Origin of the sequence: Yimella sp. NH-Cas1 (assembly GCF_022359705.1) — a bacterium.
Lineage (GTDB): Bacteria > Actinomycetota > Actinomycetes > Actinomycetales > Dermatophilaceae > Yimella > Yimella lutea.
Genome location: NZ_JAKSGG010000003.1, coordinates 2,673,643 through 2,700,507, shown reverse-complemented (window position 1 = coordinate 2,700,507; position 26,865 = coordinate 2,673,643). Strand labels below are relative to the sequence as shown.

25 protein-coding genes and 2 tRNA genes are annotated in these 26,865 nt (G+C 67.2%); 13 read left to right on the top strand and 14 right to left on the bottom strand.

What is annotated here, in order from left to right:
* Positions 1–2 precede the first annotated feature (2 nt).
* The 3 genes from MF407_RS13340 to MF407_RS13330 form a co-directional block, all read right to left on the bottom strand.
* Positions 3–1,502 (bottom strand): alpha/beta fold hydrolase, encoded by a 1,500-nt coding sequence (locus tag MF407_RS13340; RefSeq protein WP_239702577.1) that lies wholly within the window; start codon positions 1,500–1,502, stop codon positions 3–5.
* Positions 1,502–1,861, bottom strand: coding sequence for a hypothetical protein (locus MF407_RS13335; protein ID WP_239702576.1), 360 nt, complete (start codon positions 1,859–1,861; stop codon positions 1,502–1,504). Before MF407_RS13335 ends, MF407_RS13340 begins: the two co-directional genes overlap by 1 nt.
* A gap of 147 nt (positions 1,862–2,008) precedes the next feature.
* Positions 2,009–4,261, bottom strand: a complete 2,253-nt coding sequence (locus MF407_RS13330) for a (Fe-S)-binding protein (RefSeq protein WP_239702575.1) — start codon at positions 4,259–4,261, stop codon at positions 2,009–2,011.
* 359 nt (positions 4,262–4,620) lie between these two features.
* Here MF407_RS13330 and cysK point away from each other — a divergent pair, with 359 nt between their 5' ends.
* On the top strand, positions 4,621–5,553 hold the full coding sequence (cysK, locus tag MF407_RS13325; protein ID WP_129624303.1) for a cysteine synthase A: 933 nt from the start codon (positions 4,621–4,623) through the stop codon (positions 5,551–5,553).
* Positions 5,554–5,636: 83 nt separating this feature from the next.
* On the top strand, positions 5,637–6,263 hold the full coding sequence (gene epsC / locus MF407_RS13320; protein ID WP_141927436.1) for a serine O-acetyltransferase EpsC: 627 nt from the start codon (positions 5,637–5,639) through the stop codon (positions 6,261–6,263).
* Positions 6,264–6,343: 80 nt separating this feature from the next.
* On the opposite strand, the gene MF407_RS13315 is transcribed toward epsC, so the two are convergent.
* Together MF407_RS13315 and MF407_RS13310 are read right to left on the bottom strand one after the other, a co-directional pair.
* Positions 6,344–6,619 carry an HU family DNA-binding protein gene (locus MF407_RS13315; RefSeq protein WP_168990111.1) on the bottom strand — a complete coding sequence of 92 codons (276 nt, stop codon included), beginning with the start codon at positions 6,617–6,619 and terminating at the stop codon, positions 6,344–6,346.
* A 195-nt stretch (positions 6,620–6,814) separates the two neighbouring features.
* The gene (locus MF407_RS13310; protein ID WP_239702574.1) at positions 6,815–7,240 is read right to left on the bottom strand and encodes a hypothetical protein; all 426 of its coding nucleotides are present in this window, start codon (positions 7,238–7,240) and stop codon (positions 6,815–6,817) included.
* A 134-nt stretch (positions 7,241–7,374) separates the two neighbouring features.
* On the opposite strand from MF407_RS13310, the gene MF407_RS13305 reads away from it, so the two are divergent.
* A tRNA-Ser gene (locus MF407_RS13305) sits at positions 7,375–7,464 on the top strand.
* Between the two features lie 4 nt (positions 7,465–7,468).
* On the opposite strand, the gene MF407_RS13300 is transcribed toward MF407_RS13305, so the two are convergent.
* The gene (locus MF407_RS13300) at positions 7,469–8,401 is read right to left on the bottom strand and encodes an NAD(P)H-hydrate dehydratase (RefSeq protein ID WP_239702573.1); all 933 of its coding nucleotides are present in this window, start codon (positions 8,399–8,401) and stop codon (positions 7,469–7,471) included.
* On the bottom strand, positions 8,391–9,146 hold the full coding sequence (locus MF407_RS13295) for a histidine phosphatase family protein (protein WP_239702572.1): 756 nt from the start codon (positions 9,144–9,146) through the stop codon (positions 8,391–8,393). Before MF407_RS13295 ends, MF407_RS13300 begins: the two co-directional genes overlap by 11 nt.
* A gap of 130 nt (positions 9,147–9,276) precedes the next feature.
* Here MF407_RS13295 and MF407_RS13290 point away from each other — a divergent pair, with 130 nt between their 5' ends.
* The 5 genes from MF407_RS13290 to MF407_RS13270 are packed head-to-tail and all read left to right on the top strand — an operon-like array spanning position 9,277 to position 12,996.
* Positions 9,277–9,516: a hypothetical protein gene (locus tag MF407_RS13290; protein ID WP_239702571.1), complete on the top strand. Its 240-nt coding sequence runs from the start codon at positions 9,277–9,279 to the stop codon at positions 9,514–9,516.
* Positions 9,517–9,552: 36 nt separating this feature from the next.
* A complete protein-coding gene (locus MF407_RS13285; RefSeq protein ID WP_239702570.1) occupies positions 9,553–9,831 on the top strand; it encodes a DUF1345 domain-containing protein in 279 nt (92 codons plus the stop codon).
* 11 nt (positions 9,832–9,842) lie between these two features.
* The gene (locus tag MF407_RS13280; protein ID WP_239702569.1) at positions 9,843–10,724 is read left to right on the top strand and encodes a crotonase/enoyl-CoA hydratase family protein; all 882 of its coding nucleotides are present in this window, start codon (positions 9,843–9,845) and stop codon (positions 10,722–10,724) included.
* On the top strand, positions 10,714–11,703 hold the full coding sequence (locus tag MF407_RS13275; protein WP_239702568.1) for a cation diffusion facilitator family transporter: 990 nt from the start codon (positions 10,714–10,716) through the stop codon (positions 11,701–11,703). Before MF407_RS13280 ends, MF407_RS13275 begins: the two co-directional genes overlap by 11 nt.
* Positions 11,704–11,742: 39 nt before the next feature.
* Positions 11,743–12,996: a GNAT family N-acetyltransferase gene (locus tag MF407_RS13270; RefSeq protein WP_239702567.1), complete on the top strand. Its 1,254-nt coding sequence runs from the start codon at positions 11,743–11,745 to the stop codon at positions 12,994–12,996.
* Positions 12,997–13,002: 6 nt separating this feature from the next.
* Here the strand turns inward: MF407_RS13270 and MF407_RS13265 are convergent, their stop codons facing one another.
* Positions 13,003–14,160, bottom strand: a complete 1,158-nt coding sequence (locus MF407_RS13265) for a PRC-barrel domain-containing protein (protein WP_239702566.1) — start codon at positions 14,158–14,160, stop codon at positions 13,003–13,005.
* A 206-nt stretch (positions 14,161–14,366) separates the two neighbouring features.
* On the opposite strand from MF407_RS13265, the gene MF407_RS13260 reads away from it, so the two are divergent.
* Both MF407_RS13260 and MF407_RS13255 read left to right on the top strand, forming a co-directional pair.
* Complete coding sequence (locus MF407_RS13260) at positions 14,367–14,729, top strand: hypothetical protein (RefSeq protein WP_239702565.1); 363 nt, start codon at positions 14,367–14,369, stop codon at positions 14,727–14,729.
* Between the two features lie 337 nt (positions 14,730–15,066).
* Positions 15,067–15,270 carry a cold-shock protein gene (locus MF407_RS13255; RefSeq protein ID WP_129624281.1) on the top strand — a complete coding sequence of 68 codons (204 nt, stop codon included), beginning with the start codon at positions 15,067–15,069 and terminating at the stop codon, positions 15,268–15,270.
* A 97-nt stretch (positions 15,271–15,367) separates the two neighbouring features.
* Here MF407_RS13255 and MF407_RS13250 read toward each other — a convergent pair whose 3' ends face one another.
* Both MF407_RS13250 and MF407_RS13245 read right to left on the bottom strand, forming a co-directional pair.
* On the bottom strand, positions 15,368–17,278 hold the full coding sequence (locus MF407_RS13250) for a penicillin-binding transpeptidase domain-containing protein (RefSeq protein ID WP_239702564.1): 1,911 nt from the start codon (positions 17,276–17,278) through the stop codon (positions 15,368–15,370).
* Positions 17,279–17,317: 39 nt separating this feature from the next.
* Entirely contained in the window at positions 17,318–18,904 is a 1,587-nt protein-coding gene (locus MF407_RS13245) for an LCP family protein (protein ID WP_239702563.1), read from the bottom strand.
* Positions 18,905–19,150: 246 nt separating this feature from the next.
* Between MF407_RS13245 and MF407_RS13240 the strand changes: the two genes are divergently transcribed.
* A tRNA-Ser gene (locus MF407_RS13240) sits at positions 19,151–19,240 on the top strand.
* Positions 19,241–19,293: 53 nt separating this feature from the next.
* Here the strand turns inward: MF407_RS13240 and MF407_RS13235 are convergent.
* The 3 genes from MF407_RS13235 to MF407_RS13225 all read right to left on the bottom strand — a co-directional run bounded on the left by MF407_RS13235 (position 19,294) and on the right by MF407_RS13225 (position 23,378).
* Positions 19,294–20,799: an ATP-binding protein gene (locus MF407_RS13235; protein WP_239702562.1), complete on the bottom strand. Its 1,506-nt coding sequence runs from the start codon at positions 20,797–20,799 to the stop codon at positions 19,294–19,296.
* A 7-nt stretch (positions 20,800–20,806) separates the two neighbouring features.
* Positions 20,807–21,529, bottom strand: a complete 723-nt coding sequence (locus MF407_RS13230; RefSeq protein ID WP_239702561.1) for a response regulator transcription factor — start codon at positions 21,527–21,529, stop codon at positions 20,807–20,809.
* A 121-nt stretch (positions 21,530–21,650) separates the two neighbouring features.
* On the bottom strand, positions 21,651–23,378 hold the full coding sequence (locus tag MF407_RS13225) for a glycerol-3-phosphate dehydrogenase/oxidase (RefSeq protein WP_239702560.1): 1,728 nt from the start codon (positions 23,376–23,378) through the stop codon (positions 21,651–21,653).
* A 220-nt stretch (positions 23,379–23,598) separates the two neighbouring features.
* On the opposite strand from MF407_RS13225, the gene MF407_RS13220 reads away from it, so the two are divergent.
* Positions 23,599–24,336 carry an MIP/aquaporin family protein gene (locus MF407_RS13220; RefSeq protein WP_239702559.1) on the top strand — a complete coding sequence of 246 codons (738 nt, stop codon included), beginning with the start codon at positions 23,599–23,601 and terminating at the stop codon, positions 24,334–24,336.
* A 79-nt stretch (positions 24,337–24,415) separates the two neighbouring features.
* On the top strand, positions 24,416–25,966 hold the full coding sequence (gene glpK, locus MF407_RS13215) for a glycerol kinase GlpK (RefSeq protein ID WP_141927451.1): 1,551 nt from the start codon (positions 24,416–24,418) through the stop codon (positions 25,964–25,966).
* A 97-nt stretch (positions 25,967–26,063) separates the two neighbouring features.
* Here glpK and MF407_RS13210 read toward each other — a convergent pair whose 3' ends face one another.
* The gene (locus MF407_RS13210; protein WP_239702558.1) at positions 26,064–26,861 is read right to left on the bottom strand and encodes an ABC transporter ATP-binding protein; all 798 of its coding nucleotides are present in this window, start codon (positions 26,859–26,861) and stop codon (positions 26,064–26,066) included.
* Positions 26,862–26,865 lie beyond the last annotated feature (4 nt).

Genomic DNA, 26,865 nt, shown 5'->3' with positions numbered 1-26,865 from the left:
GTTCATCGGTTCGCCGGTGTGTAGCTGGGCGTGGCAACCACGTCGGGCGGCCCCGGTCGTTGCAAGTGGTAGTCGTCGACGGTGCCGGTGGTGCCGTGGAAGAACGGACTGTCGTAGAAGTCGCGCACATTCGGGTCGGTGCTGTTCGCCGGTGCCCAGTGGGCCGCCGAATCGGCGTAACGCGTGGCCCCGTGAACCGCGATCGGGTCCGTCTCGTCGCCCACTCGCCGAGCCGGGTCGCCGGTGAGTCCGTACCGGTTCATCCGGTCGGGCGGACCCTGGGTGTCCAGGCGCGGCACCGGATCGGCGCGATGCGCGAAGTCCAGCGACTTCACGCTCGCCGGCAGCGCGATCCGCGACACCGGTGAACCGGCAGTGACCACATGGGTGACCCGGAAGGTCTGTCGGAACCGACGGTCCTGAGCCAGCCGCGTCGCAACGATCCCGCCCTGGCTGTGCCCGGCGATGAGCACCGGCTGGCTGCCCGGCGTCACCCCCTTCTTCGCCATCGACGTCCGCAGTGCCTTCTCGATCGCCGGGTACAGCGAACTCGGCATGCCGGCGACCGCAAGCAGGTTCGCCGCGGCGTCGCTGGGGTTGCGCGGTCGATCGGCCGACCAGTCCTGGGTACCCGGCACCTCGACGATCCACGCGCTGACACCGTCGGCGGTCGTGACCTGTCGGACCCGGATGCGCGAGGCCGTGTTGCCGGCACTGGCGCAGGTGGTCTCCAACCGGTCGATGCTGCTGATCACCTGTGCGGCGTCCCGCGGCGGCGCCAAATGCGTTCGTTCATGCGGCGCGACCGGTGTCACGGTCAACGGACGGTCGTCCTTCAGCAGCCGTCCCGCCCTGGCGTATCGGACGACGGCGGCCGCCTGCGCCTCCAGGGTCGGAGCAGTCATCGGATCGACGACGAACAGGAGTTGCTGTGCGGTGAGCAGCGTGGCGTCGGTCAGTTCTGGATTCGCGATCAACGCCGCTGTCGTGCAACCCACCACGCCGGCCAGGGGGTTGATGTTGCGCGCGCACGGCGGCATCGCTGCGTCGCGTGCCCAGTCCCATTTCCGGGGGAGAGGAACGGACGCGGCGAGGCTGACCTGCACCGTGCCGTACAGCGTCAGAGCGACCCGCGGTGCCGCCATGATCACTTTGAACGAGCGCAGACTCGCCGCCACGGACGCATCGCGGACGGCGTACGCAACAGCCGCTCCGCGAAGCGCTCGAGCGGTCAGTTCGAGGTCGACACCGGTGGCCAGAATGCCGTTCGGGTGATGCACGAGGCGTAGTTCATCGGCAGCGATGCCGGCCGCTTGCAGTGGAGCGAACGGCACAGCGGCCGCCGGCAGGTCGAGCAGTGCCGAGACGAGGTCGCCCCCCGCCCGGCGAACGGCATTCCCCTCTGTTTCGAGCACACCCGCGGTGACGCGCATGTCGGTCAGGTCGGCGACCGTCGAATGTGCTCCGCCGGTGCGCTCCGGTGCCCCGGGCTGCCGGCTCATCAGCGCAGCCCGAACCCGCTCGTGAGCGGCCGACTCGTCTCTGCGATCGCCCGACCGACGCCCTTGGCCGCATCGTGGAACGCACCGACGGCGTCCATCGCTGCATCGGTCAGCGCCGCCTGGCCGACCTCGACCGCCGTCGCGTACCGGTGCAGTGCGCCAGCCATGCCGTCTACCTCCCGGGCAAGGTTGTTCAATCGACCGGCCTTCTCGTGCAACCGTTTTCGGTACTGGACGGCCCCGGCGCTGCGCCACTCGACCGCGTCTGCGGTGCCGATGCGCCAGGCCGCGCGTCGAATCTCGCCTGCGACGGTGGACGCCTGACGCGCTACCGCTCTGATCTCGTCCGCATCACTCATGGGCCGGACGGTAGGTAAGGCACCACCGCCGGCACCACGCGTCCGCGCAAGCCTGTGAACACAGCAGCGGCACCGACCGGGCTGTGGACAGCAGAAAAGACCGAGGGCCACCCCGAACGGAGTGACCCTCGATCCTTCAGCTGTCCGTCAGTCGCCGGACTTCACCGCGGCCAGCAGCATGTTCGCCACGTCGACGACCTCGACGTCCTCGCGGGCGTTGCCCTCGGACTGCTCGGCGGTCAGACCGTCGGTGAGCATCACGCGGCAGAACGGGCAGCCGATGGCGATGCGGTCGGCGCCGGTCGCGACGGCCTCCTGGGTGCGGTTGAGGTTGATCCGCGAACCCAGTTTCTCCTCCATCCACATGCGCGCACCGCCGGCGCCGCAGCAGAACGACTTCTCGCCGCTGCGCTCCATCTCGCGGTACTCGACGCCGGGCAGCGAACCGATCAGTTCACGCGGCGGGGCGTACACGTTGTTGTGACGGCCCAGGTAGCACGGGTCGTGGTAGGTGACGGACTTACCGGTGGACGCAGCGCCCACGGACGACGGCGTCTCGCCGGGACGGGTCACCGGGGTCAGCTTCTTCTCGCGCACGAGGCGGTTGAGCAACTGGGTGTGGTGCAGCACCTCGTACTCGCCACCCACCTGCGGGTACTCGTTCTTGATCGTGTTGAAACAGTGTGCGCAGGTGACGATGATCTTGCTCGCGCCGGCCCCGTTGAGGGTCTCGACGTTCTGCTGGGCCAGAGCCTGGAAGAGCATCTCGTTGCCGGCGCGGCGGGCGGAGTCGCCGGTACAGGTTTCGCCGTCACCGAGGACGGCGAAGTCGACCCCGGCCAGGTCGAGCAGTTCGGCCACCGCGCGGGTGGTCTTCTTCGCGCGGTCCTCGTATGCACCGGCGCAACCGACCCAGAACAGGTAATCGACCTCGGACAGCGACTCGACGTCCTGGCCGAAGACCTTGACCTCGAAGGGGAGGTCCTTGGCCCAGTCGAGGCGGGCCCGCGCGGACATGCCCCACGGGTTGCCCTTGCTCTCCATGTTCTTGAACAGGCCACCGAGCTCGCTCGGGAAGGCCGACTCGATCAGGGTCTGGTAGCGGCGCATGTCGACGATGTGGTCGACGTGCTCGATGTCGACCGGGCACTGTTCGACGCAGGCGCCGCAGGTGGTGCAACTCCACAGCACGTCCTGGTCGATGACCGCGTCCGGACCGTGCGGGTTGTACGCCATGAGCGGGCTGTCGATGTCGTACCCGGTGTCGCCGATCAGCGTCGCGCCCAGGACGTCGGGGGCGTTCTCCCCGTTCTCCCTGTTGTCGCCACCGGAGACTCCGGCCTTCATGAACGGTGCACGGTGAGCGGCGTTGTCGCGCAACGTCATCATCAGCAGCTTGGGCGACAGCGGCTTCTCGGTGTTCCAGGCGGGGCACTGGCTCTGGCAACGTCCGCACTCGGTGCAGGTGGAGAAGTCGAGCAGGCCCTTCCAGGTGAAGTCCTCGACCTTGCCGACACCGAAGGTGGTGTCCTCGTCCATCTCCTCCAACGACTCCAGGGTGACCGGCTTGCCGTCGACCTTCATCGGCTCCAGTGCGCCGAGCGAGGTGCGGCCGTCGGGGTGGCGCTTGAAGAAGATGTTGAAGAACGCCAGGAAACGGTGCCAGGCGACACCCATCGTCAGGTTGCGGCAGATCGTGATCAGCCAGACCATCGCGGTGACGATCTTGATCACCGAGATCACCACGATGAACTGCTTGATTCCCTCGCGGCCCATGTTCGTGAACCACTCGCCGAACCAGAACGTCAGCGGGAAGTGCAGGACATCGGCGTGCTCGCCCGAGCCGGTCTTGTCCAGGGCGTACTCCAGGCCGCGCAGCGTGACCACGCAGATGATCTCGATCGCGATGACCAGCTCGACGAAGTAGGCCTGCCAGAAGGTCGAGCCGAAGAAGCGGGACTTGCGGCCGTCGTGTCCGGCGGAGCGTCCCGGGTGGTTCTTTCGGCGGTTCCAGATCAACCACAGGATGCTGAGCAGTCCGGCCCAGCCGAGGAATTCGTTCGCCCAGCCCCACAGGAAGAACGACCCGAGCAGCGGCAGCATGAAGGTGGGGTCCCAGACCTGGAAGTAGGACTGGAGCACCGCCAGCGACAGCATGATGAACGAGATCATCGTGACCCAGTGCGCGATCGCGACGATCGGCAGACGCGACATCCGGGTGTGCCCGAAGATCTCCCGCAGCATCGTCGCCGTGCGCCTGCCCTTGGCGTCACCGCGGTTCTCGGGGCGCCCGAGCTTGAAGCCGGACATGATCTGCGGGACGGCGCGGGCGACCATCGCGACCCCGACCAGGGTGATCCCGAGGGTCAGGACGATGGAGACGATCTGCAGCGGGGACATGCACGCATCCTAACGATCGGTTACTCGCGAGTACTCGGCGTCGGTTCTCGATGGAAGATCGACCCCGTCCGGACAGGGTCCATCTTGCATCGCAGTTTGTCAGGCTGGACGTCAGGTCGCGCGCATATCGCAGTCTCGGTATGCACAGGCGCTGCCGGGCGGATCAACGAAGTGGAAGATCCGACCTACCGGGGCAGGGTCGATCTTCCATCCGAATCGACGCGTCTCAGGGACTGTGACGGGGTGGCGTCTGTGCTCCCCGGTTATATAACCTGGCATTGGAATAGTCATAACGGGAAGGACGTTATGGCTGGACGACTGACCCGAGCCTTTCGGCTCACGACAGAAGGCGAATCACTGTGCCCATCCTGAACGATGTGACCGAGGCGATCGGCAACACTCCGCTGGTCAAGATCAACCGGATCATCGACGAGCCCGGCGTGACCGTCGCGGCCAAGCTCGAGTTCAACAACCCCGGCGCGTCCGTGAAGGACCGCATCGGTGCCGCCATCATCAAGGCCGCCGAGGAGTCCGGCGAACTGAAGCCGGGCGGGACGATCGTCGAGGCGACGTCGGGCAACACCGGGATCGCACTGGCGATGGTCGGCGCGGCCAAGGGCTACAAGGTCGTGCTGGCGATGCCCGAGACGATGTCCGCCGAGCGCAAGGGCCTGCTCAAGGCTTTCGGCGCAGAACTCGTCCTCACTCCTGGTTCGGAGGGCATGAAGGGCGCTGTGAACAAGGCGAACGAGATCGTCGCCGGGCGTGCGGGCGCCGTGCTGGCTCGTCAGTTCGCGAACGAGGCGAACCCGAAGGTGCACCGCGAGACCACCGCAGAGGAGATCTGGCGCGACACCGACGGCAAGGTCGATATCGTCGTCGCAGGCATCGGCACCGGTGGCACCGTCACCGGTGTGGGTCAGGTGCTCAAGGAGCGCAAGCCGGACGTGCAGATCGTCGCGGTCGAGCCGGAGGAGTCCCCGATCCTGAACGGCGGCCAGCCCGGCCCGCACAAGATCCAGGGCATCGGCGCCAACTTCGTCCCCGAGATCCTCGACACCGAGATCTACGACGAGGTCATCGACATCAACGCGGCCACCTCCGTCGAGTGGGCCCGCAAGGCGGCCACCCAGGAAGGCCTGCTGGTCGGCCTCTCCTCGGGCGCAGCGCTCGCTGCTGCGGCCCAGGTCGCTGCGCGGCCGGAGAACAAGGGCAAGACGATCGTCGTGATCATCCCCAGCTTCGGTGAGCGCTACCTGTCCACGATCCTCTTCGAGGGCATTCTCGACTGATCCGCCGGCCGTGGCGCCCGGTACGGAATCGTCCGTGCGCTGCGGCTGTTGTTCTTCCCGTGTCAGATGCAAGGAGTGAACCGATGGTGGTTCTGACGGGCGGCAGCGGAGTCCGCCGTAGCAGCGGTTCGCCGCTGCGTCGAGCGATCGACGAGGTTCGCGCTGACCTGGACGCGGCCATCGCCCGCGACCCGGCGGTCGACTCGCGAGTGGAGATGGCGCTCGCCTCTCCCGGCCTGCACGCGATCTGGACACACCGCGTCTCACACTCGATGTGGAAGCGCGGCGGACGCTGGAAGCTGCCGGCGCGCATGCTCTCCCAGGCCTCCCGCGCAGTGACGGGTGTCGAGATCCACCCCGGCGCGCAGATCGGCAAGCGGTTCTTCATCGACCACGGGATGGGGGTCGTCATCGGCGAAACGGCCGAGATCGGCAACGACGTGATGATGTACAACGGCGTCAACCTCGGGGGCCGCACCTTCGCGAAGGTGAAGCGCCACCCGACGCTGGCGGACGGTGTCACCGTCGGAGCCGGCGCTCGCATCCTGGGCCCGGTGACCGTCGGCGCCGGTTCTGCGGTCGGCGCGAATGCCGTCGTGGTGAAGGACGTGCCGGCGCAGTCCACCGCGGTCGGGGTCCCCGCCGTCGTCCGGCCCAACCAGCCGGCCGCTGCGCTCGACCCCTTCGCGGATCCGGCGCTCTACATCTGAGCAGAGGTCAACAGTCGCACACGCGTGAACGAAGGCCCGCCCCCATCATGGGAGCGGGCCTTCGACGTGGTGCGGGGGACTCAGCCCTTCGCGGCAGCCTTGAGCTTGGAGCCCGCGGTGACCTTGGCGGCCTTCGACGCGGCGATCTCGATCGCTTCGCCGGTCTGCGGGTTGCGGCCGGTGCGAGCGGCGCGGTCCACGACCTCGATGGTCAGCAGACCCGGCAGCTGGATCTTCTCACCGCGGCCGACAGCCTCGAGGATGACGTCGTTGAGACCGCCGATGACCGCGTTGGCGTCCTTGACGCTGACGCCGGTGCGCTGAGCAATCGTGCTGGCGAGGTCAGTCTTGTTCATCGATATTCCTTGTCTGTGTTAATCAGGACGGGACTCGATGTCTCCGTCTGACTTGTTTCGCTGCGTGGTTACCCCCGTAGCGTTGGCAGTTCACCACAGTAACCGCGAAAAACCGCGGATTTGTGCGGGTGTGCCGTCGGCTTCACCGTACGGGAAGGCGTCGTGACGTCAACCCGACGCGCTGAGGCCGGGCCCTCAGTTGGCGTCGAAGCCGGGGTCGGCCTTGGGCAGCTTGGCGTCGTCCGACAGCGTCGTGGACGTCTGCTTGGTCGAGCCGCTGTCGGTGTCGGCGGACGGTGCCACGCCGTCGTCGTCGCCTGCAGCGAGTTCACCCTCCACAGTTTCACCGGGCTTGCCATGCCTCGCAGCCGAATATCCAGCTGCCACAGCACTTTTCGCGGCTGTGCCCGCGCCCTTGATGGCCGCCTGGCCGGCTGCCGCAGCAACCTCGGGGCCACGCTCCTTGAGCGTCTGGGTGGCCTCGTCCTTCTTCTGCTGGACGGCCGGGTGCTGCCAGGCCTTACCGGCCTGAAGCTTGATCTGTTCGTATCGCTGCTCGCCTGCCCGCGCACCGGCCACATAACCGGCGGCGAACCCGGCGAGGAAGGAAATCTTTCCCATCGGGTCTCCTCTCGTCCTGCGGACGACCCTACTGATCGGCGCAGGACGGCTGGGGCCTGCGCCCTGTCGGCATTGCACGCGAATCCCGGACCGGCGGTGACCTAGGATGGGCGGGCTCCGGTCGCCCGGAGCATGGAGGGCTCGCATAGTGGCCTAGTGCGGCGGTCTTGAAAACCGCTAAGTCGGTAACCCCGGCTTCGTGGGTTCGAATCCCACGCCCTCCGCCGATCAGTCCCCACGCAGGGTGCGCATCACCAGCGGCAGTTCGGGGGGGATCTCCGAGGCCAGGTAGCCCACGCGTCCGAACTGGGCAGCGAGCGCGTCGCCCGCCGCCGCGTGCACGTACTTCCCCCACACCAGCGACTGCACGAGTCCGGCGCCGCGGCTGAGCAGACCGGCAACCGCGCCCGCCACGACGTCGCCGCTGCCCGAGGTGCCGAGGCCGGTGTCGCCGGTGGTGACCTGCCACAGCCCGTCACCGTCGGTGATCCAGGTGTCGCAGCCGACCGCAGCGCCGTACCGACCTGCGGCGTCGATGATGCCCTCGGCCACGCGGTCCTGGTCCACCTCGTCCTCGTCGAGCAGGTGGGCCAGCTCGCCTCGGTTGGGGGTGAGTACGAGTCGTCCCGATAACCGGTCGCGCTCGGCTGTCGACAGGTCCGGCAGCACAGTCGCGCCGAACGCGTCCAACACGATCGGCACGTCGTCCGGAAGCAGCCGGACGATCTCGCTCAGCAAGCGGCCGGCACCGTCTGGGTTTCCCAGGCCCGGGCCGACGAGCACGCAGTCGGCACGTTCGAGATCCTTCGTCAGGTGCTGCTCGACCTGCTCGCCGGTGATCGCGCCCTCGGAGTCGTCGGCGAGCGAGGTCGCACCGGACTCCGGGACGGCCACGGCCACCTGCGCCGCGATGGACGCAGCCACCGCCAGGCTCAGGCGCCCGGCACCCATCCGCAGCGACGACAGCCCGGCGAGCATCGCCGCGCCGGGCGTGGTGCGGTCGCCGCCGACGACCAACACCTGGCCGCGGCTGTACTTGGTGCCGGACGGCTCCGGCAGGGTCCACGAACGCAGCAACGCTGGCGTGATCAGCCGAGGCTGTTCGCGCGAGCCGCCGCGTGCGTCGTCCGGGATCTTTTGCCAGACAGCGTCATTGGTCATTGCCGGCACCCACCTCATCCGAGGCGCCCGGTTGGGCGGTGACCTGCACGTTCTCCTCGCGCAGATGCTCGTTCAGGTTGTAATCGACGACCGTCCAGCCGGTCGGCGACTCCTCGTCACTGCGCAGTCGGCAGATCGCGGCGTTGCCCATCGGGTTCGTGCGCGCCCGGTCGAGCACGGACTCCTCGTCCAGGCCCTCGGCCACGTAACAGAAGAGCAGGTTCACCACGTCGTGGGCGGTGATCAGCACGGTGCCCTCGCCGACCAGGTGGCGGATGTCGGTGAGGACACCGCGGACCCGCTGCGTGACATCGGCCCACGACTCGCCACCCGGGGGCCGGTAGTAGAACTTGCCGATCCAGTTACGGCGTTCCACTTCCTCGGGGTACTTCTCGCGGATGCCGGCCGCGGTCAACATGTCGGTGATTCCCATGTCGCGGTCGCGCAGCCGCTCGTCCACCCGGATGTCGACCTCGAGCCCCGCGCCGTCGAGTGCGGTCTGCAAGGTCTGGCGGGCGCGACGGTACGGACTGGTCCACGCGATGTCCGGACGCTCGGACTCCTCCAGTCGTGACAGCCATGCCCCGACCGCTGCGGCCTGCTCGTGGCCGAGTTCGGACAGCTCGATGTCGGGGTCGCGCACCGGGACGTCGATCCGCTCCAACTTGTCGCGCTCGGCGGACTCGGCCGCGACGTTGCCGACGGACTGACCGTGCCGGACGATGATCAGGTCGATGGGTGCCATTGCGCCAGCGTAGGTCTGGGCGGGCGCACCGGGTCGGGCGCGAGGCATTCGACTCGCCGTGCAGCATCTGGCGTCTCGCTGTTCTGCGGCGCCACACTTCGGTATGGAGTCTGCACGGAGGGTCACGTCGATGCGCGCGCTCGCCGTGCTCGTCTTCTTCGCCACGGTCGCCCAGCTTGCGGTCGCCACGTTCGTCTGGGAGTTGGGCGAGTGGTACACGTTCATCCGGCACGGCACCGAACTCGCGACGGCGTACCAGGACACGCTCGGTGACGAGGTGCTCGGAACGCTGGGAGCTTTCGTCGGGGCGGTGGTCGTCTTACGACGTGTGGGAAAGGGTGCCGGAACAACCCACCGGCCGGTCCGCTGAACCACTGCCGGAGCCAGTGACCAGCATGATGGGGCCATGAGGTCGCTGCTGGTATCCGCCGCCCGCTACGCCCACCTCTGGTACACCGGCAAGCCGGGTGGCATCGACTTCAACCAGGACGAACCGCCCGCGTACCGTGACTTCTTCTACTTCAGTTACAACCTCGGTATGACCTACCAGGTGTCCGACACCGACGTCTTCAGCACGGACATTCGGTCGGTCGTCCTGCGGCACAGCCTGCTGTCCTACCTGTTCGGCACAGTCATCCTCGCGGCCACGATCAACCTGGTCGCCGGTCTCGTCACCGGCAATTGAAAGGGCTCGACATGAGTTACGAAACGCTGACCCACACCCTGGACGACGGCGTCCTGACGATCACCCTCGACCGTCCCGAACAGCTGAACGCCTTCACGGTGACGATGGCCGACGAGCTCGAGCGGTCGTTCCGGGAGGTGAACGACAACGACGACGTCCGCGCGGTGATCGTGACCGGTGCCGGGCGGGCCTTCTGCGCCGGTATGGATCTGTCGGTGGGTGGCAACGTCTTCGGGCTCGATGAGTCCAAGCGCCCGGGCCTGGCAGACATGGACGACCTGGCCGATCCGCGGGTTGCACAGGTGCGCGACACCGGCGGACGGGTGACGCTTGCCATCCACGACTGCCGCAAGCCGGTGATCGCGGCCATCAACGGGCCGGCCGTGGGGATCGGCGCGACGATGACGTTGGCGATGGACGCGCGCCTGGTGTCGCAGAAGGCGCGGTTCGGGTTGGTGTTCGGCCGGATCGGGATCGTGCCCGAGGCGGCATCCACCTGGTTCCTGCCGCGCATCGTCGGAATGGCCGACGCGATCGACCTCATGCTTTCGGCCGACATTCTGGACGCTGAGCAGACCGTCGCTCGGCGTCTTGCGAACGGTGTGCACGGCACCGATGAGTTGCTCGGTGCTGCAAAGGAATTGGCTGACCGATGGACGAAGGGTCGGTCGCCGGTCGGCGTTGCGCTCACCCGCCAGATGATCCGGCGCAACAGCGCTTACGAGCACCCGGTCGAGGCACATCGCGTCGATTCGCTCGCGATGTTCTGGACGAGTGTCGGCGACGGCAAGGAAGGTGTGGCAGCGTTCCTGGGCAAGCGTGCTCCGGAGTACCAAGGACGCGCCTCGCAGCTGCCCGACTTCTACGACGAGTGGCTGTCGCGTGGGCAGTGACGCCAAGGCGGCGACCAAGGACGAGTCGCTGCTCACCGTCATCGTCGCGTTCGCCGCGAACCTGCTGATCGCGATCGCCAAGACCGTCGTCGCAGTCATCACCGCGTCGGCCACGATGATGGCCGAGGCTGCGCACTCGTGGGCCGACACCGGCAACGAGGTCTTCCTGCTCATCGGCACCCGCAAGGCTGCCAAGAAACCGGACGACGATCACCCGCTCGGTTACGGCCGCGTCGGCTACGTCTGGTCGATGTTCGCCGCGTTCGGGTTGTTCACGGTGGGTGCCGCGGTGTCGATCTGGCACGGCATCCAGTCGCTCGGCGCGACCGAGCAGGAGACCCCGTCCTACCTGTGGGCGTACGTCGTGCTGGCCATCGCGTTCGTCCTGGAAGGAACCTCGTTCCTGCAGGCCCTGCGGCAGACCCGCAAGAACGCGGCCCAACGGCGGCTCGCGCCGCTGCGGTACATCCACATCACGTCCAACCCCATGCTGCGCGCGGTGTTCGCCGAGGACGCTTCGGCGTTGATCGGCCTGATCATCGCCGCCTGCGGCATCGGTCTGCATCAGGTGACAGGCGACCCGATCTGGGACGCGATCGGCTCGATCGTCGTCGGCATCCTGCTCGGCGTCGTCGCGATCTTCCTGATCGCTCGCAACATGGACTTCCTCACCGGCGAGAACGTCACGCCGCTGGTCCGGAACGCGGCCCTCGCCGGACTGCTCGATCACCCCGAGGTCGAACGGGTCAGCTACCTGCGCATGGAGTGGATCGGGGCAGACCAGCTGTACTTGGTGGCCGCCGTCGACCTGATCGGCGACCGCCCGGAGCCGGATCTCGCGCGAACCCTCGCCGGCATCGCCGACGACCTGCAGGAACGTCCTGAGATCGTCCGTGCGGTACTGACCCTCACCCGTCCGGACGACACCACCGACCTGCGTCCGGGTGAACTGCCGGCCTGGTACCTCGCGGCTCGTTAACCGGTTGCTGCGCGCACGTGCGTCTGCGAGCGTGACTGCATGAGCGACACCACCATCCGCCGGATCGAACCGGGCGACGCCGACTGGTTCCTGGCTGCGGACGAACTCGTCTGGGCCGACGACGAAGCCGGCGATCGGCAGGATCGCCTGCAGAACACCCCGACACGGGCCGGCTTCGCAGCCGAGCAGGACGGTGAACTCGCCGGGATCAGCGCGTCGTGGGACATCGAGCTGGCGGTGCCGAGCGGGATGACCGGGAGTCGCCTGGTGTCGGCCGAGGGCCTCACCTGGGTCGGCGTCCACCCCGACCACCGTCGCCGGGGCGTCCTGAGCGCGATGATGCGCCACCACCTGCGTTGGACGCGCGACGAAGGCCGTTCACTCGCCGCGCTCAAGGCGTCCGAGCCCGGCATCTACGGACGCTTCGGCTACGGCCTGGCTGCGCAGTCACTCAAGGCGAAGTTCGGCCGGGGCGCCCAGTTCGCCGCTCCCTCAGAGGTTTCCGATCTGGCGGACGCAACCCGCACGACCTTCCGGACTGCTTCCCCCGACGACGCGCAGCGATTACACGCACTGATGCGCCGCTGCGCCGTCCAAGGTGCTTGCGGAGCAGTGGTCCGTCACATCGATGACCTGCGACGGCTGCTCACCGACATACCCGAACAGCGCAGGGACAGGGAGCGTAACCGTCTGCTGTGGGCGACGCGGGACGGCAAGGACGTCGGTTACGCCTTGCTGCGCCGCACCCACAAATGGGACGACGGGTTGCCCGGCGGTGAGATCGACGTGTTCATGTTCGGTTCGACCGACACCGGTGCGCGCCTGGCGCTGATGCGCCGACTCGTCGACTTCGACCTGATGGGTTCGGCCATCAACTGGATGCCGCTGGACGACCCGTTGCTGCTGTGGAGCCCGTCGCCGCGTGGCCTCGGCAGCGGCGTGACCGACTCGTTGTGGCTGCGCATCGTCGACCTGTCCGCCGCCATCGCCGAACGTGGGTTCGCCGCGCCGTGCGACGTCCGAATCGCTGTGCAGGACAAGCTCATCGAAGAGAACGACGGTGTCTGGCACTGGGTGGTCGACGCCGACGGTACGGGTGCCCTCGAGCCGGCGGCGGGCGAGGCCGACCTCAGTCTCGACATCGTCGACCTCGGTGCTGTCTGGCTCGGCGGTCAGACGCTCGGCGCACGGCACGCTGCCGGCTTCGTCAGTGAAACCACCGAGGGAGCGGCCGCTGCCCTGGACGCAGCCTTGCGGACGGCGAGCCAGCCGACGAAGGCGGTCGACTTCTGACCGAGCTCAGTCGGCCGGGTGGAAGCCGGCGTTCTGCGCGGCGGTCTCGTCCATGAACCAGACGTCGGCGTCGCGTTCCCACTCGGCTTCCGATCCGCCACGGAAGGACATCGTGTCCTGCCAGGCGCGAATCGGGTGGCCAAGCGGTTGCGCGCCGTCATCGATCGCAGCGGCAGAGCCGATGCCGTACCCGCCGTCACGAACCTCGTCGTAGTCGCTGACCCGTCGCCCGCCGGTGCCGTCGGCACGCGCCCCGCCGGGGAACGGTCCGTCGTGTGGGCCGGGCTCGACCGCCGCCGCCGGGATGTCCGTCGCCGGGAGCTCCTGCTCCTGGTCCACATCCGGCGTCGAGCGGTGCACGCCCGGCAGATCGCCGTCAGGGTTGTCGTCATCGATTCCGATCGAGCGCGGCGTCGCCTCGGCGTGCTCGCGTCCTGCGCCGGTGTACGCATCACCGGGGGAGTCCGGCACCGCGCCCGCAGCACCGCCGGCGACCGCCGCCTCGTTCTGAGGCTTCTCGTCGACGAGTGCCTCGTCCGGTGCGTCGTGCGCCTCGATCTCCTCGACGGACTCGACCGTCACCGGGTAGTCGTCGGACGACGTCGTGGTCCCCGCGTACACACCGTCACCGCGGGAGACGGCGTCCGGATCACCGACAGTCGCCGGTGTCCGCGCTTCCCGCTCGTCGCTCGACCCGACGGCCGCGCCGCTTGCTGCCCCGGCAGCGGCTGCTTGACCGGCGCGTCGATCGGCGTCGGTGTTCTCGGCGCTCACACCCTCGCCGGCCTCGTCCTGCCGGGAGCCGGCTGAACCTTGCCAGCCGTGCCGGCGGTAGTACTGGTGGAGTTCGCCTTCCTCGCTGCTCGACAGGTGGTCGTCTGAGTCGACGCGGGGTGAGTTCTTCACCACGTCCCGGGTGAACGGCACGCGGATCTCATCGCCACCGAGGTCGACGCCGTCGAGCGGCACCAACGACTCACGCGTGCGGAACAGGCCGGTACGCACGCAGGCCCAGGAGGGGCGACCGGTGGCGTCGTGGACGTAGATCTGATCGACCCCGCCGATGCGTTCGCCCTCGCTGTCGAGAACGGTTGCGCGAGTGAGGCGCTGGAGGTCCTCGTCGCGGATGCGGCGGGCCTCGTGCGGTGAGTTGTCGTGAGCCATAGGGATCCCTCATTCCTCGGGCGACTGTGTCCGAGCGCTGCGCGAACCCGGACTCCTGTCGATCGTGGCACAGCCCCGGTTGCGATTGGCCGTCCTGGGACGGGTCAGATGCGCCAGTGTGCGCTGAACCACAGTGACCGGCAAGGGCCGATCACGACGCCGTGTCTGCGACGATCGGACAAAACCACAGCGGAAGGTGATCGAACATGAATGACGCACCGATCGGGCGCACCGTCGTCCTCAACAAGGGTTTCGTCGACTCGTTGTCCAAGGGGCAGCTGCAGGCGTACGTCCAGGTCCTTGTCGACGCCTCGGAGAACCATCCTGACGCCGACAAGGAGATCATGCGTGAAGAGCTCGAACGCAGCTTCCAGCGCATCGGCGTCGAGATCTCTCCGGTCGAGATCGACCGCACCGCAGAGCAATTGGTGGGTGAGGGTGCAGCACCGCTGACCATCTCGACCAATGACGGCACGATCTTGTTCGAGCGGGAGGAGCGCAGTTCCGCAGAGCCGACCCAGGAGACTCACGCAGACCCCGCCGACCCGGAGCGGCCGCTGTATTCCTGAACCCGGTAGGTCCTGTCGCGCGAACCGGACGTCCGGCGACCCCACAGTCCTGCAGGGTCAGGCAGGGTTCGCCGGACGTTCATTTTCGCCTCGCCCGCCGGTCGCCTGCGGGGTGAATTTCGACGTCCTTGACCATTTCTTGAACATTTTCGGTTTTCTTCGACCGTGCCCTATCGGCCAGCCCGTGCTAACGTCAGTCTCGTTGCAGTTGCAGTTCCTCGTAAGACGAAGTGCCCGCCGACAGGTGGGCATTTGCATGTTCGGGGACGGTTTCGGCAACACAGTTCCTGCCGACTTGGCGGGAATGAAACCGTACACAGATTGAGAGTTACCCCGCATGGCACAAGGAACCGTCAAGTGGTTCAACGCGGAAAAGGGCTTCGGCTTCATTGCGCAGGATGGCGGCGGCCCGGACGTTTTCGTCCACTACTCCGCTATCCAGACCCAGGGCTACCGCAGCCTTGAGGAAGCGCAGCGCGTCGAGTTCGACATCACCCAGGGCGACAAGGGCCCGCAGGCGAGCAACGTCGTCGCGGTCTGAGTTCACCTCAGTATGGTGATGGCACGCAACATCTGAGACTTTCACCAGCGAAACCGCCCCGGCATCTGCCGGGGCGGTTTCGTGTCTTCGGCCGGCGTCAGCTGCGCGCGAGCAGGGACAGGAAGTTGCGTGCGACCGGCGCCGCGACCGTGCCGCCACCCTTGCCGGCCGGAACATCGGCGACCAGGACGGCAAACGCCACATTGCCCTGCCAGCCGGCCAACCAGGCGTGGGCACCGGCTTTCCCACCTTCGAAGAACTCCGCCGTGCCGGTCTTCGCGTGGACCTCACCGCCGGGCACGCCCTCGACGAGCGTGGCGGTGCCGTCGGTGACTGTCAGCCGCATCATCTGCCTGATCGAGTTGACGATCCCGGCATCCAACGGCTTCGGCGTCCGGTCGCCGCCCTGGGCGGGGGATGTGACCAGAACCGGCGGCACGTAGCTGCCGCGCGCGATGGACGCGGCAACGCTCGCGATCGTCATCGGTGAAGCAAGGATGCGTCCCTGCCCGATCGTCATCGCCGCCGTGTCGGTTGGCCCGGCGGACGCGGGGACGCTGCCGCTGTAGGCCCCGTTGACGCCGACCGACTTGCTCAGGTCGGTTCCGAACCCGAACAGCGAAGCCGCCCGCTGCAGATCGCTCGCACCGAACGCTTTCGTCGAGTTGACGAAGGCTGTGTTGCAGGAGTGCGCGAAGTCGTCGCGGAAACTGGGATCGCCGAGCGTCTCACCCTCGAAGTTGCGGAAGGCGCGGCCGTCGATCTTCGTCTCCTGCGGGCAGGCCACCTTGGTGTCGGGATTCAGCCCCTTCTTCAGCAGCTCGTACGCAGAGACGATCTTGAAGGTCGATCCGGGCGAGTAGCGACCGGTGACGGCCCGCTCCAGCCCGTACGTCGGTGCGTTGGCGGCCGCGAGGATGCCTCCCGTCGGGACGTCGATCGCCACGACCGCACCCACGGACCCCTCCGGCAGCGAGTCGAGCGCCTTCTCCGCAGCGGTCTGCACCTTCGGGTCGAGGGTGGTGCCCAGGTTCTTGCCGTCCTGTGCGCCGGCGCCGAAGAGCACCGCATCAGGCTGGGACCTCGCCGAGATCTTCAGCCCGGCCTTCGGCAGGAGCACCCCGTCGTACTGTCGTTGCAGCCCCGAGGTGCCGGCGAACATGCCTGACCGGTAAGTGCTCGGGTCCTTCTTGAGCATCTCGGCAGTGACCGGGCCGACTGCGCCGAGCAGGGGCTGCCCGAACGTACGGTTGGCTGCGAGCGGTTGCTTTCGCTCACGAACGATCGCCCCGGCAAGGTCGCGGATGCCCGACGATCGCTCCTCGTAGTCGTCCTTGCGGTAGGTGATGACATCGATCGTGGACTTCGACCCGGAAGCCTTCGCCGCTGTCACCTTGGCGCGCAGACCGCCGACGCCGGTGGTGTTCTCCAGCCGCCGGGCCGAGTCGAGGGTGGCCTTGGTCGGGTCGAGCGAGATGTCGTACACCGACTGGTTGGTCATGATCGCGGCGTTGTCCCGGCCGCGGATCTCCCCGCGCAGGCCGCTGTCCAGATCGACCACGAATGCGTCGTTCGCCTGCAACTTGGGGTGCCAGAGCGAGCGGTTGTTCGCCACGACACCCCAGCTGTCGCCGGACTTCTCCAGCTCGATCGGGTTCACCCAGCTGAACGTCCGGCCGCCCGAGACGGTCCAAGCGACGTTGACAACAGCCGTGGCGCGGTTGCCGTTGCGCTCGAACCCGGAGATCGAGGTCCGGACGTTGCCGTTGCCCAACTGCGCTGTGGTCGTGCGGAAGTCCTCGGCAGCGGCGGCGGGTTCGGTGCCGACGTAATTCGCCCGGTCGAGCGTGCGGTCCGACCACGCGCTCGCGAAGCTCGTCGCTGCGTTACGAGCGGCCTCGTCCAACTCCTGCTGTTCGGAACGTTCGTTCCAGAGCATGTAGCCCCCGGCTCCGGCGGCGATCATCAACCCTGCGGTCGTCGTTGCCAGGACTGTGCGTGCGCTCATCGATCCCTCTCGGCGTTTCAGGTGCCAGGCAGCTGCTCGTCAGCAGTGCTGCGCAGTGTCCGTGACCGGCTTCACGCTGGTCGACTTGCTCGACGGCTCGGTGGTGGGGGAGGACGTCGTGGGGCTGGACGACGTGGTCGGGCTCGACGTCGAAGCGGTCGCGCCCGCCTTCGGGGCCTTGGGGTCGTGCGGGGTGTTGATCGCGGTCTTGACCATGGAGCGGATCTTCGCGAAGTCGGGGTTGTAGTGCTTGACCGAGTCGGTGACGTTGACCGTGCGCGAGTTGCCGCTCTTCATGCGATCCACCAGTTCGGCGAACGCAGGGAGCTCGTCCTGGGGGACGTCCAGACGGATGTTCTGCCCGGCAGCTTCCATGATGCCGGTGAACTTCGTGACCATCTTGAACGGATCGGTCTGGGAGACAAGAGCGTTCACCATGCAGCGTTGACGACGCATGCGGTCGTCATCGGTGCCGGCGACGCGGCTGCGGGCGTACCAGAGAGCGTTCCGACCGTTCAGCTTCTGATAGCCCGGCGCGATGTAACCGGTGATGCTGCCGGGGACGACGTAGCCGTTGACGACCTTCCCGCCGATCGGGATGCCCGGCGGCGGACCGGGGACGGTGATGTAGACGCCGCCCATCGCGTCCACGAGTTGCTGGAAGCCCGACATGTCGATGACCGCGGTGTAGTCGATGTGCAGACCGACGATCTCGCCGATGACCTCGCGCGTGGTGTCGAGACCGGGGTTGGCCTCGTCGGCGGGGAACTTGTCCTTGTTGTTGTCGGCCTCGATCCAGACGCCGTTCATCATGCATTCGGCGCCGGCGCCACCGCGCTCAGGGCAGTCGTAACCCTTGGGGAACAGGGCGTGCATCGGGTTGTTCTTGGGAAACGGCACCTTCTGCAGGTTGCGTGGGATCGAGATCAACGTGGTGTCACCGGTCTTGGTGTCGATGCTGACGACCATCATCGAGTCGGTGCGCTGCTTGTACCGGTCGGTGCCGGCGTCCGAGCCCAACAGCAGCATGTTGACCCGAGGAACCGACTTCCACGGATCGGAACCCGTCCCGGGACCGCGTGCAGGGCCGCCGCGTCCCTCGTACCGGTCGGTGAAGATCTTGTCGAACGCGCTGCGGGTGACCGTCACGTAACGCACTGCCTGCACGGCCGGCACGGCGACGATCAGCACCATCAGCGTGGTGAAACCGCGAAGCGCCCAGCGCATCTTCGAGGTCCACCGGCGTCCGGACGTCTCCTTCGCCGTCAACAAAATGCCGCTGATCCAGACCAGGGCACCGATGGCGATCAGGACGAGCAGCGAGATCAGACCCCGTTTGGTGGCGAACTTGGCCGCGCCGGCCAGCACACCGCCGCTGAACAGCACGAACCCCAGGACGATGGCCGTCACCGCAGCGCCCAGAGCCAGGACGACTCCGAGCCACTTGCGCCGGGTGCGCAGCAGCCCGATCCCGGGCCAGATGGTCGACAGACCGGTGAGGGCCAGTGCTCGCTTCAACTGCTCGGAGCGCACCTGCCGTACTTCGTGCCGGCTCAACTCCCGGCCGTCGCGTGTGGGCGTGGAAGCGTCGTCCTCGGTGGACACATTGCGGTCCTCGGTCGACATCGATTCCTTCTCACGCTGGTCGTACGGCCGTCCTCGTGGGCGCGGCCGCTCAGGCTGTGGTCGTTCTCCGGATGTTCTGTTGCACGACAATCCCCTGTAAGGGACGACGTGCACGGTACTGCGGTTGGTTCCCCCTCGAACCCATTTTGCAGGTACTCGCCGTAGCGGGGTAGCCTGACCGGGCTGCCGTACATGGTGCCTCGTCGTTGCTCGATGAGCAACGTGAGACATCGCACGGCAAGCGGAGGAGGCGTCGCCTAGTCAGGTCTATGGCGCCCGCCTGCTAAGCGGGAGCGGTCTTAAAGCCGCACGCGGGTTCAAATCCCGCCGCCTCCGCCGATCGACAAGGGCTCCCCGACCGGGGGGCCCTTGTCTCGTTCTGCGGGGTCTCATCGAGGCAGCCGGATCTGGAAGATCGTGTCGCCGGGCCGCGAGGTCACCGACACGGCGCCGCCGTGTGAGCCCACCACCGCGTCGACGATCGACAAACCGAGACCCGTCGACCCTTCGGTGCGGGTACGCGCGCGATCGCCACGGGTGAAGCGTTCGAAGATGTGCGGCACGAGGTCCGGATCGATACCAGGCCCGTCGTCGCGCACCATCAGTTCCACGTGGTCCTCGAACTCGCGGACACCCGCCGTCACGGTCGTGCCGGCCGGCGTATGGCGTCGCGCATTCGCCAGCAGGTTGATCATCACCTGACGCAGCCGTGCCTCGTCGCCGATCACCTCGACCGCGTCCTGCGGCAGATCCAGGTTCCACCGGTGGTCACGTCCGGCCACCTGCGCATCGCTCACGGTCTCGATGAGCAGCATCGACAGATCGACCGGTTCGCGGGCGAGTGGGCGTCCGGAGTCGAGTCGGGCCAGCAGCAGCAGATCCTCGACGAGCGCGGTCATCCGGGTCGCCTCGGACTCGATGCGTCCGAGGGCGTGGGTGACCGAATCGGGCACCGTCTCGGGTTCGCGACGGGACAGTTCGGCGTAACCGCGGATGGACGCGAGCGGAGTCCGCAGCTCGTGCGAGGCGTCCGCGACGAAACGGCGGACGCGCGTCTCGCTCGCCTGGCGGGTGCTCAGGGCAGCGCCCATGTGGTCGAGCAGGTTGTTCAGCGCGTGGCCGACCTGACCCACCTCGGTGCGCGGGTCGGTGTCGCGCGGGTCGACACGCTCGACGATGTCGACCTCACCACGGGACAGCTGCAACTGGGACACCTTGGTGGCCGTGCCGGCGACACGACGCAGTGGTTCGAGGTTACGCCGGATGAGGAATGCGCTCCCGAGGCCGACGATGAGCACGCCGAGCCCGCTGAGCAGCCCGACCGAGAACGCCGTCTTCGCGATGTTCTCCCGCACCGGCTCCAGCGGCAACCCCATGATCGTGACCACCTCCTCGGTCGAGCGTTCGCCGGTGTCGACCTTCATCACCCGCTGCGGATGCCGGACGGCAATCAGCCGGTAGTCGCCCGCGTCGTCGACGTGCACCGTCCGAGGGTTCGAGTCGAGGCCGACCGCGAGCAGTTGGTCGATCTGGGCGGGAGACAGGCGGGTTCGCTTGCCGGGCGCGTTGATCCAGGCGTCCGGGGTGTACTTGTCGGTGTCCGGGTCACGCGAGACCGTCGGGGTCGAGGTGTCTGCGAGCACGTCGAGGCGCAGCATCGAGCCGCCGGCGACACTTCCCTGCGGCCCTTGTGGTCCGGGTGCGGCTCGGTCGCCCGAATTGCTCAGAGCAGCATGGGAACTCGTCAACTGTTCGTCCACCTGGCCGAGCAGCGTCCGCTGCAGTTGCCAGACCGTCAACGCGCCGACGGTGGCCGTGACCAGGAAGAACAGCAACAGGACGCCTGCGACCAGTTTGGTGCGCAGCGTCCAGCGGCCGGGGGAGACAAGGGTCACCCGTGGATCACTTAGCCGGTTTCAGCACGTAGCCTGCTCCGCGCATGGTGTGGATCATCGGCTCGCGCCCGACATCGATCTTCTTGCGCAGGTAGGAGATGTAGAGCTCGACCACGTTCGCCTGCCCACCGAAGTCGTAGTGCCACACCCGGTCGAGGATCTGCGCCTTGCTCAGCACCCGCTTCGGGTTGCGCATCATGAACCGCAATAGTTCGAACTCGGTTGCGGTCAAAGAGATCTCGGCACCGTCCCTGATCACCTCGTGACTGTCCTCGTCCAGCGTGAGGTCACCCACCCGAAGTACCGAGGACGATTCCTGCACCATCTGGGTGGAGCGTCGGATTAGGGCGCGGACCCGAGCGACAACCTCTTCCAGCGAGAAGGGCTTGGTCACGTAGTCGTCGCCACCGGCGGTGAGTCCGGCCACCCGATCCTCGACGGCGTCCTTTGCGGTGAGGAACAGCACCGGCAGGGACGGGTCGCTGTCGCGCATCCGGCGCAGCACCTCGAGTCCGTCGAAGTCGGGCAACATCATGTCGAGCACGACGGCGTCCGGCTCGAACTCCTTTGCCGTCTTCACCGCGCTCGTGCCGGTCGCCGCGGTGCGGATCTGCCAGCCCTCATAGCGCAGCGCCATGCCGAGAAGCTCGGTCAGATTCGCCTCGTCGTCGACGACAAGCACGCGGACGGGTGAGCCGTCGAGCCGGGTGAGCGCAGGAGCGTTTGCCATGAGACCAGTGTGCATTTCACAGCTAGCCGACAGCTATTGCATTCCTGTGCGATTTCTATGACAAGTCAGTGAGGGGCGAGCAGCCGCGCTGCTCGCCCCTCACCGTTGATGCTGGCAGCGGTTATCGAGTCGCGAGCACCTGGCGCATGCCCGGACGGGTCTCCGGCGCCTCGTTGCGGCGTGCGTCGGACTCCTCGTCGGTGGTGAGTTCCTGGCTTTCGCGTTCGGCCTTCACCCGCTCCAGGTAGGCGTTGACCTCGTGTGACTTCTTCGCGTCGTCCCAGCCGAGCACCGGTGCGATGAGGTCGGCTGCTTCCTGGGCGGCTTCGGTGCCGCGGTGCTTGGTCTCGATCGACATGCGGGTGCGCCGGGTGAGCACGTCGGCGAGGTGCAGCGCGCCTTCGTGGGTCGCGGCGTACTTGATCTCGGCGCGCAGGTAGGCCTCGGCGTTGGTCACCGGTTCGAGCAGCGACGGGTCCTCCTCGCCGAGTGCCAGCACCTCGTGCAGTTTCGATCCGTACCGGCCCAGCAGGTGCTCCACCCGCCACTCGGGCAGCCCGGTCTCGGCGGCGAGCTCGCCCTTGAGGTTGAGCATCGCCTGGTAGCCGTCGGCCCCGATGAGCGGGACGTTCTCGGTGACGGAGTCCTTGATCTGGCCGAGGTCTTCGGCAGCGGCGTCGACGGCGTCTTTGGCCATGACCCGGTAGGTCGTGTACTTACCACCGGCGATCGAGATCAGACCGGGCTCCGGACGCGCGACCGCGTGCTCACGAGACAACTGGCTGGTCGACTCGCTTTCGCCGGCGAGCAACGGGCGCAGCCCGGCATAGACGCCGAGAATGTCGTCCTTGGTCAGTGGGGTGGCCAGCACCTCGTTGACGTGCTCGAGGATGTATTCGATATCGGTTTTGGTGGCCGCCGGGTGGGCGACGTCGAGCGCCCAGTCGGTGTCGGTGGTGCCGATGATCCACTGCTGGCCCCACGGGATCACGAACAGCACCGACTTCTCGGTGCGCAGGATAAGGCCGACCTCGCCGGCGATGCGGTCGCGCGGAACGAGGATGTGCACGCCCTTGCTGGCGCGCACTCGGAAGCGTCCGCGTCCGCCGCTCATCTTCTGCACGTCGTCGGTCCAGACGCCGGTGGCGTTGATGACGACCTTGGCGCGCACCGTCTGGGTGGTGCCGGTGTCGACATCGCGCACGACCGCACCGACGACGCGGTCGGCTTCCTTGACGATCTCGACGACCTCGGTGCTGTTTCGCACGACCGCCCCGTAGTGCGCGGCGGTGCGGGCGACCATCATCGTGTGTCGGGCGTCGTCGGCCTGGGCGTCGAAATAGCGCACTGCGCCGACCATCGCGTCGGACTTCAGGCCGGGGAAGAGCTTCAGGGCACCGCCGCGCGTGAGGTGCTTCTGGCGCGGCACCGAGCGTGCACCGCCCATCTGGTCGTACAGGGTGAGGCCGGCGGCGACGTACGGGCGCTCCCAGCCGCGGTGCGACAGGGGGTACAGGAACGGGACGGGGTGGACGAGGTGGGGAGCGATGCGGGTCAGCATCAACTCGCGTTCCTTCAGCGCCTCGGCCACCAGGCTGAAGTTGAGTTGTTCGAGGTAGCGCAGCCCGCCGTGGAAGAGCTTGCTGCTGCGCGAAGAGGTGCCGCTGGCGAAGTCGCGCGCCTCGACCAGTCCGGTGCGCAGTCCGCGGGTCGCTGCATCGAGCGCAATGCCGGCGCCGGTGACGCCGGCGCCGATGACCAGGACGTCGAACTCGCGTTCACCGAGTTCCTCCCAGGCTTGCTGGTGCTCGGCCGGACCGAGTGTGGCGCTGAAGGGCTGCATGACCATGGGAATCTCCTGGCTGCCTCGACGAGTGTTCTGGTTCAACTGTAAACGAGTGGTCAACGTCGCCACCCACTGGCCACTACGGATGTAGAGGACCGAAAAACGCGCCGGTCAATTGTGCTCAAGCCCTACGGACATGGGTCGACCTTTGGTAGAACATAGTCACATCTACGTCGAGGATCGCGGTCCGCGCTCTTCGCATACTGGGAGGAGGGGTTCAACGGTGAGCCTCGGAGCCGTATTTGTCAGTGAAGTGATCGGAACCGCGATCCTGCTGTTGTTGGGTTGTGGTGTCGTCGCGAACGTCGCCCTGCCGAAGAACAACGGTACGGACGGCGGTTTCCTGATGGTCAACTTCGGGTGGGGTCTCGCGGTCTTCGCGGGTGTCTACGCCGCCTGGAAGTCGGGCGCGCACCTCAACCCGGCCGTCACCATCGGTCTGCTCACTCAGAGCCTCGGTGACGAACCCGTGACCTACGCCGAGGGCGTGGAGATCACCGCCGCGTCCACCATGGTCTACCTGGCCGCCGAACTGATCGGTGCCTTCATCGGTGCTGTGTTGTGCTGGATGGCCTACAAGAAGCAGTTCGACGAGCGCGGTGAGGCCGGCTCGCTCGGCGTCTTCTCCACCGGCCCGCAGATCCGTTCCACCGGTTGGAACCTCGTGACCGAGGCCCTGGGGACCTTCGTTCTGGTCTTCATCATCATGATGTTCGGCAAGTCACCCGCAGGTCTCGGCCCGTTGGCCGTGGCGCTGCTTGTGGTCGGAATCGGTGCCTCGCTGGGTGGCCCCACGGGGTACGCCATCAACCCGGCGCGTGACCTCGGTCCGCGTATCGCGCACGCCGTGCTGCCGATCCCGCACAAGGACGACAGCAACTGGGGTTACGCGTGGATCCCGGTCGTCGGCCCGCTCCTCGGCGCCGTCGCTGCAGGTCTGCTCGCGATCGTCTACATGTGATCGGACGTGGGCCCGTCGCATCAGCGGCGGGACACTCCTCTCTTTCCCGCACGAAACTTTCGGCTAAGGAGCCACCGCAGTGAGCAAGTACATCGCTTCGATCGACCAGGGCACCACCAGCACGCGGTGCATGATCTTCGACCACGACGGCAAGGTCGTCTCGGTCGCACAGATGGAACACGAGCAGATCTTCCCCAAGGCCGGCTGGGTCGAGCACAACCCGGCCGAGGTCTGGGAGAACACCCGCAAGGTGAGCGCCGAGGCCATGGCCAAGGGAGACATCTCGCGCGGCGACGTCGCCGCGGTCGGCATCACCAACCAGCGTGAGACCGCGGTCGTCTGGGACAAGAACACCGGCGAGGCCGTCTACAACGCGATCGTCTGGCAGGACACCCGCACCGACAAGATCGTCGAGGAACTCGGCGGCTCCGAGGGTGCCGACAAGTACAAGGACAAGGTCGGCCTGCCGCTGGCCACCTACTTCTCCGGTCCGAAGGTCAAGTGGATCCTCGACAACGTCGAGGGCGCTCGCGAGAAGGCCGACAAGGGCGACCTGCTGTTCGGCAACATGGACACCTGGGTGTTGTGGAACATGACCGGCGGCTCGGACGGCGGTGTCCACGTCACCGACGTCACCAACGCCTCGCGCACCATGTTGATGGACTTGGACACCCTGCAGTGGGACGAATCCATCGCCAAGGACATGGGCATTCCGATGTCGATGCTTCCGGAGATCCGGTCGTCGTCGGAGGTCTACGGCAAGGGCCGGGAGAAGGGCTCCTTCCCGGGTGTGCCGATCGCGGGCATCCTCGGCGACCAGCAGGCCGCCACCTTCGGTCAGGTCTGTTACGAGCCCGGCACGGCGAAGAACACCTACGGCACCGGCAACTTCATGCTCCTCAACACCGGTGAGGAGAAGGTCATGAGCAAGAACGGCCTGCTCACCACCGTCTGCTACAAGATCGGGGACAACAAGCCGATCTACGCGCTGGAGGGTTCGGTCGCCGTCACCGGGTCGCTGGTGCAGTGGCTGCGCGACAACCTCAACCTGATCAGCTCGGCGCCAGAGGTCGAGGACCTCGCCAAGGGTGTCGAGGACAACGGTGACGTCTACATCGTCCCCGCCTTCTCCGGTCTGTTCGCCCCGCACTGGCGCTCCGACGCCCGCGGCGCGATCGTCGGCCTCACCCGGTTCGCGAACAAGGGCCACATCGCCCGTGCCGCGCTCGAGGCCGTCGCGTTCCAGAGCCGCGAGGTGATGGACGCGATGAACGCCGACTCCGGCGTCGACCTCACCGAGCTGAAGGTCGACGGCGGCATGGTGGTCAACGAGACCCTCATGCAGTTCCAGGCCGACATTCTTGGCGTGCCCGTCATCCGTCCGGTGATCAACGAGACCACCGCGTTGGGCGCGGCCTACGCGGCCGGCCTGGCCGTCGGTTTCTGGAAGGACGAGGACGAACTGCGCAAGCAGTGGGCCGAGGACAAGCGCTGGGAGCCGCAGATGGACGAGGCCGACCGCAAGCGTCTGTACGCCAAGTGGAACAAGGCCGTCCAGCGCACCCTCGACTGGGCCAAGGACGACGAGAAGCCGGAAGACGCGGTGTCGGAGGCCGACATCCAGCAGTAACCGACCGGTGGATGAGCCGTCGTGAGGCTGCGAGCGACGCATCGAAACCCGGAACATAACCAGGCCCCAGCCCGACACGGGTGGGGCCTGGTTCTGTTCAGGCAGCGGGGACGCTGTGGTGCCGGCCGATCGGCACCACCAGCGGCGTCCCGGTCACCGGGTCGGGCACGATACTCGCGGTCAGGCCAAAGACCCCGCGCACTCGCTCGGCGGTAATCACCTCGGCCGGGCCGCCCTGAGCGACGACCGTTCCCTCCTTGACCGCGATGAGTTCGTCGGCGTACCGGGCAGCCAGGTTGAGGTCGTGCAGCACCATCGCCACCGTCGTCCCGCGCTCGCGGTTGAGGTCGGTGACCAGGTCGAGCACGTCGACGGCGTGGGCGAGGTCGAGGAAGCTGGTGGGTTCGTCGAGCAGCAGCACGTCGGTCTGTTGGGCGAGCACCATCGCGATCCACACCCGCTGTCGTTGGCCACCGGAGAGTTCTTCGACGAGGCGGTCTGCGAGGTCGAGGGTTGCGGTGGCTTCGAGTGCCTCGGCGACGATGCGATCGTCGTCACGGGTACGGGGACGAAACGCGCTCTGGTGCGGATGCCGGCCCAGCCCGACGAGTTCGACGACGGTCATGCCGCTCGGCGCGACAGGTTGCTGTGGGAGCAGCGCGACGCGCCGCGCGACCTGCTTGGGGTGCATCGATCTCAGGTCGGCGCCGTCGAGCAGCACCGCACCCGCGTGCGGACGCAACACCCGCGACAGCCCGCGCAGCAGCGTCGACTTGCCGCAGCCGTTCGCGCCGACGATCGCGGTGATCTGGCCCGCGGGCAGCGCGAGGTCGAGAGCGTCGACGACGGTGTGCTTGTCGTAGGTGAGGGTGAGGCCACGTGCTTCGAGGGTCATGCGT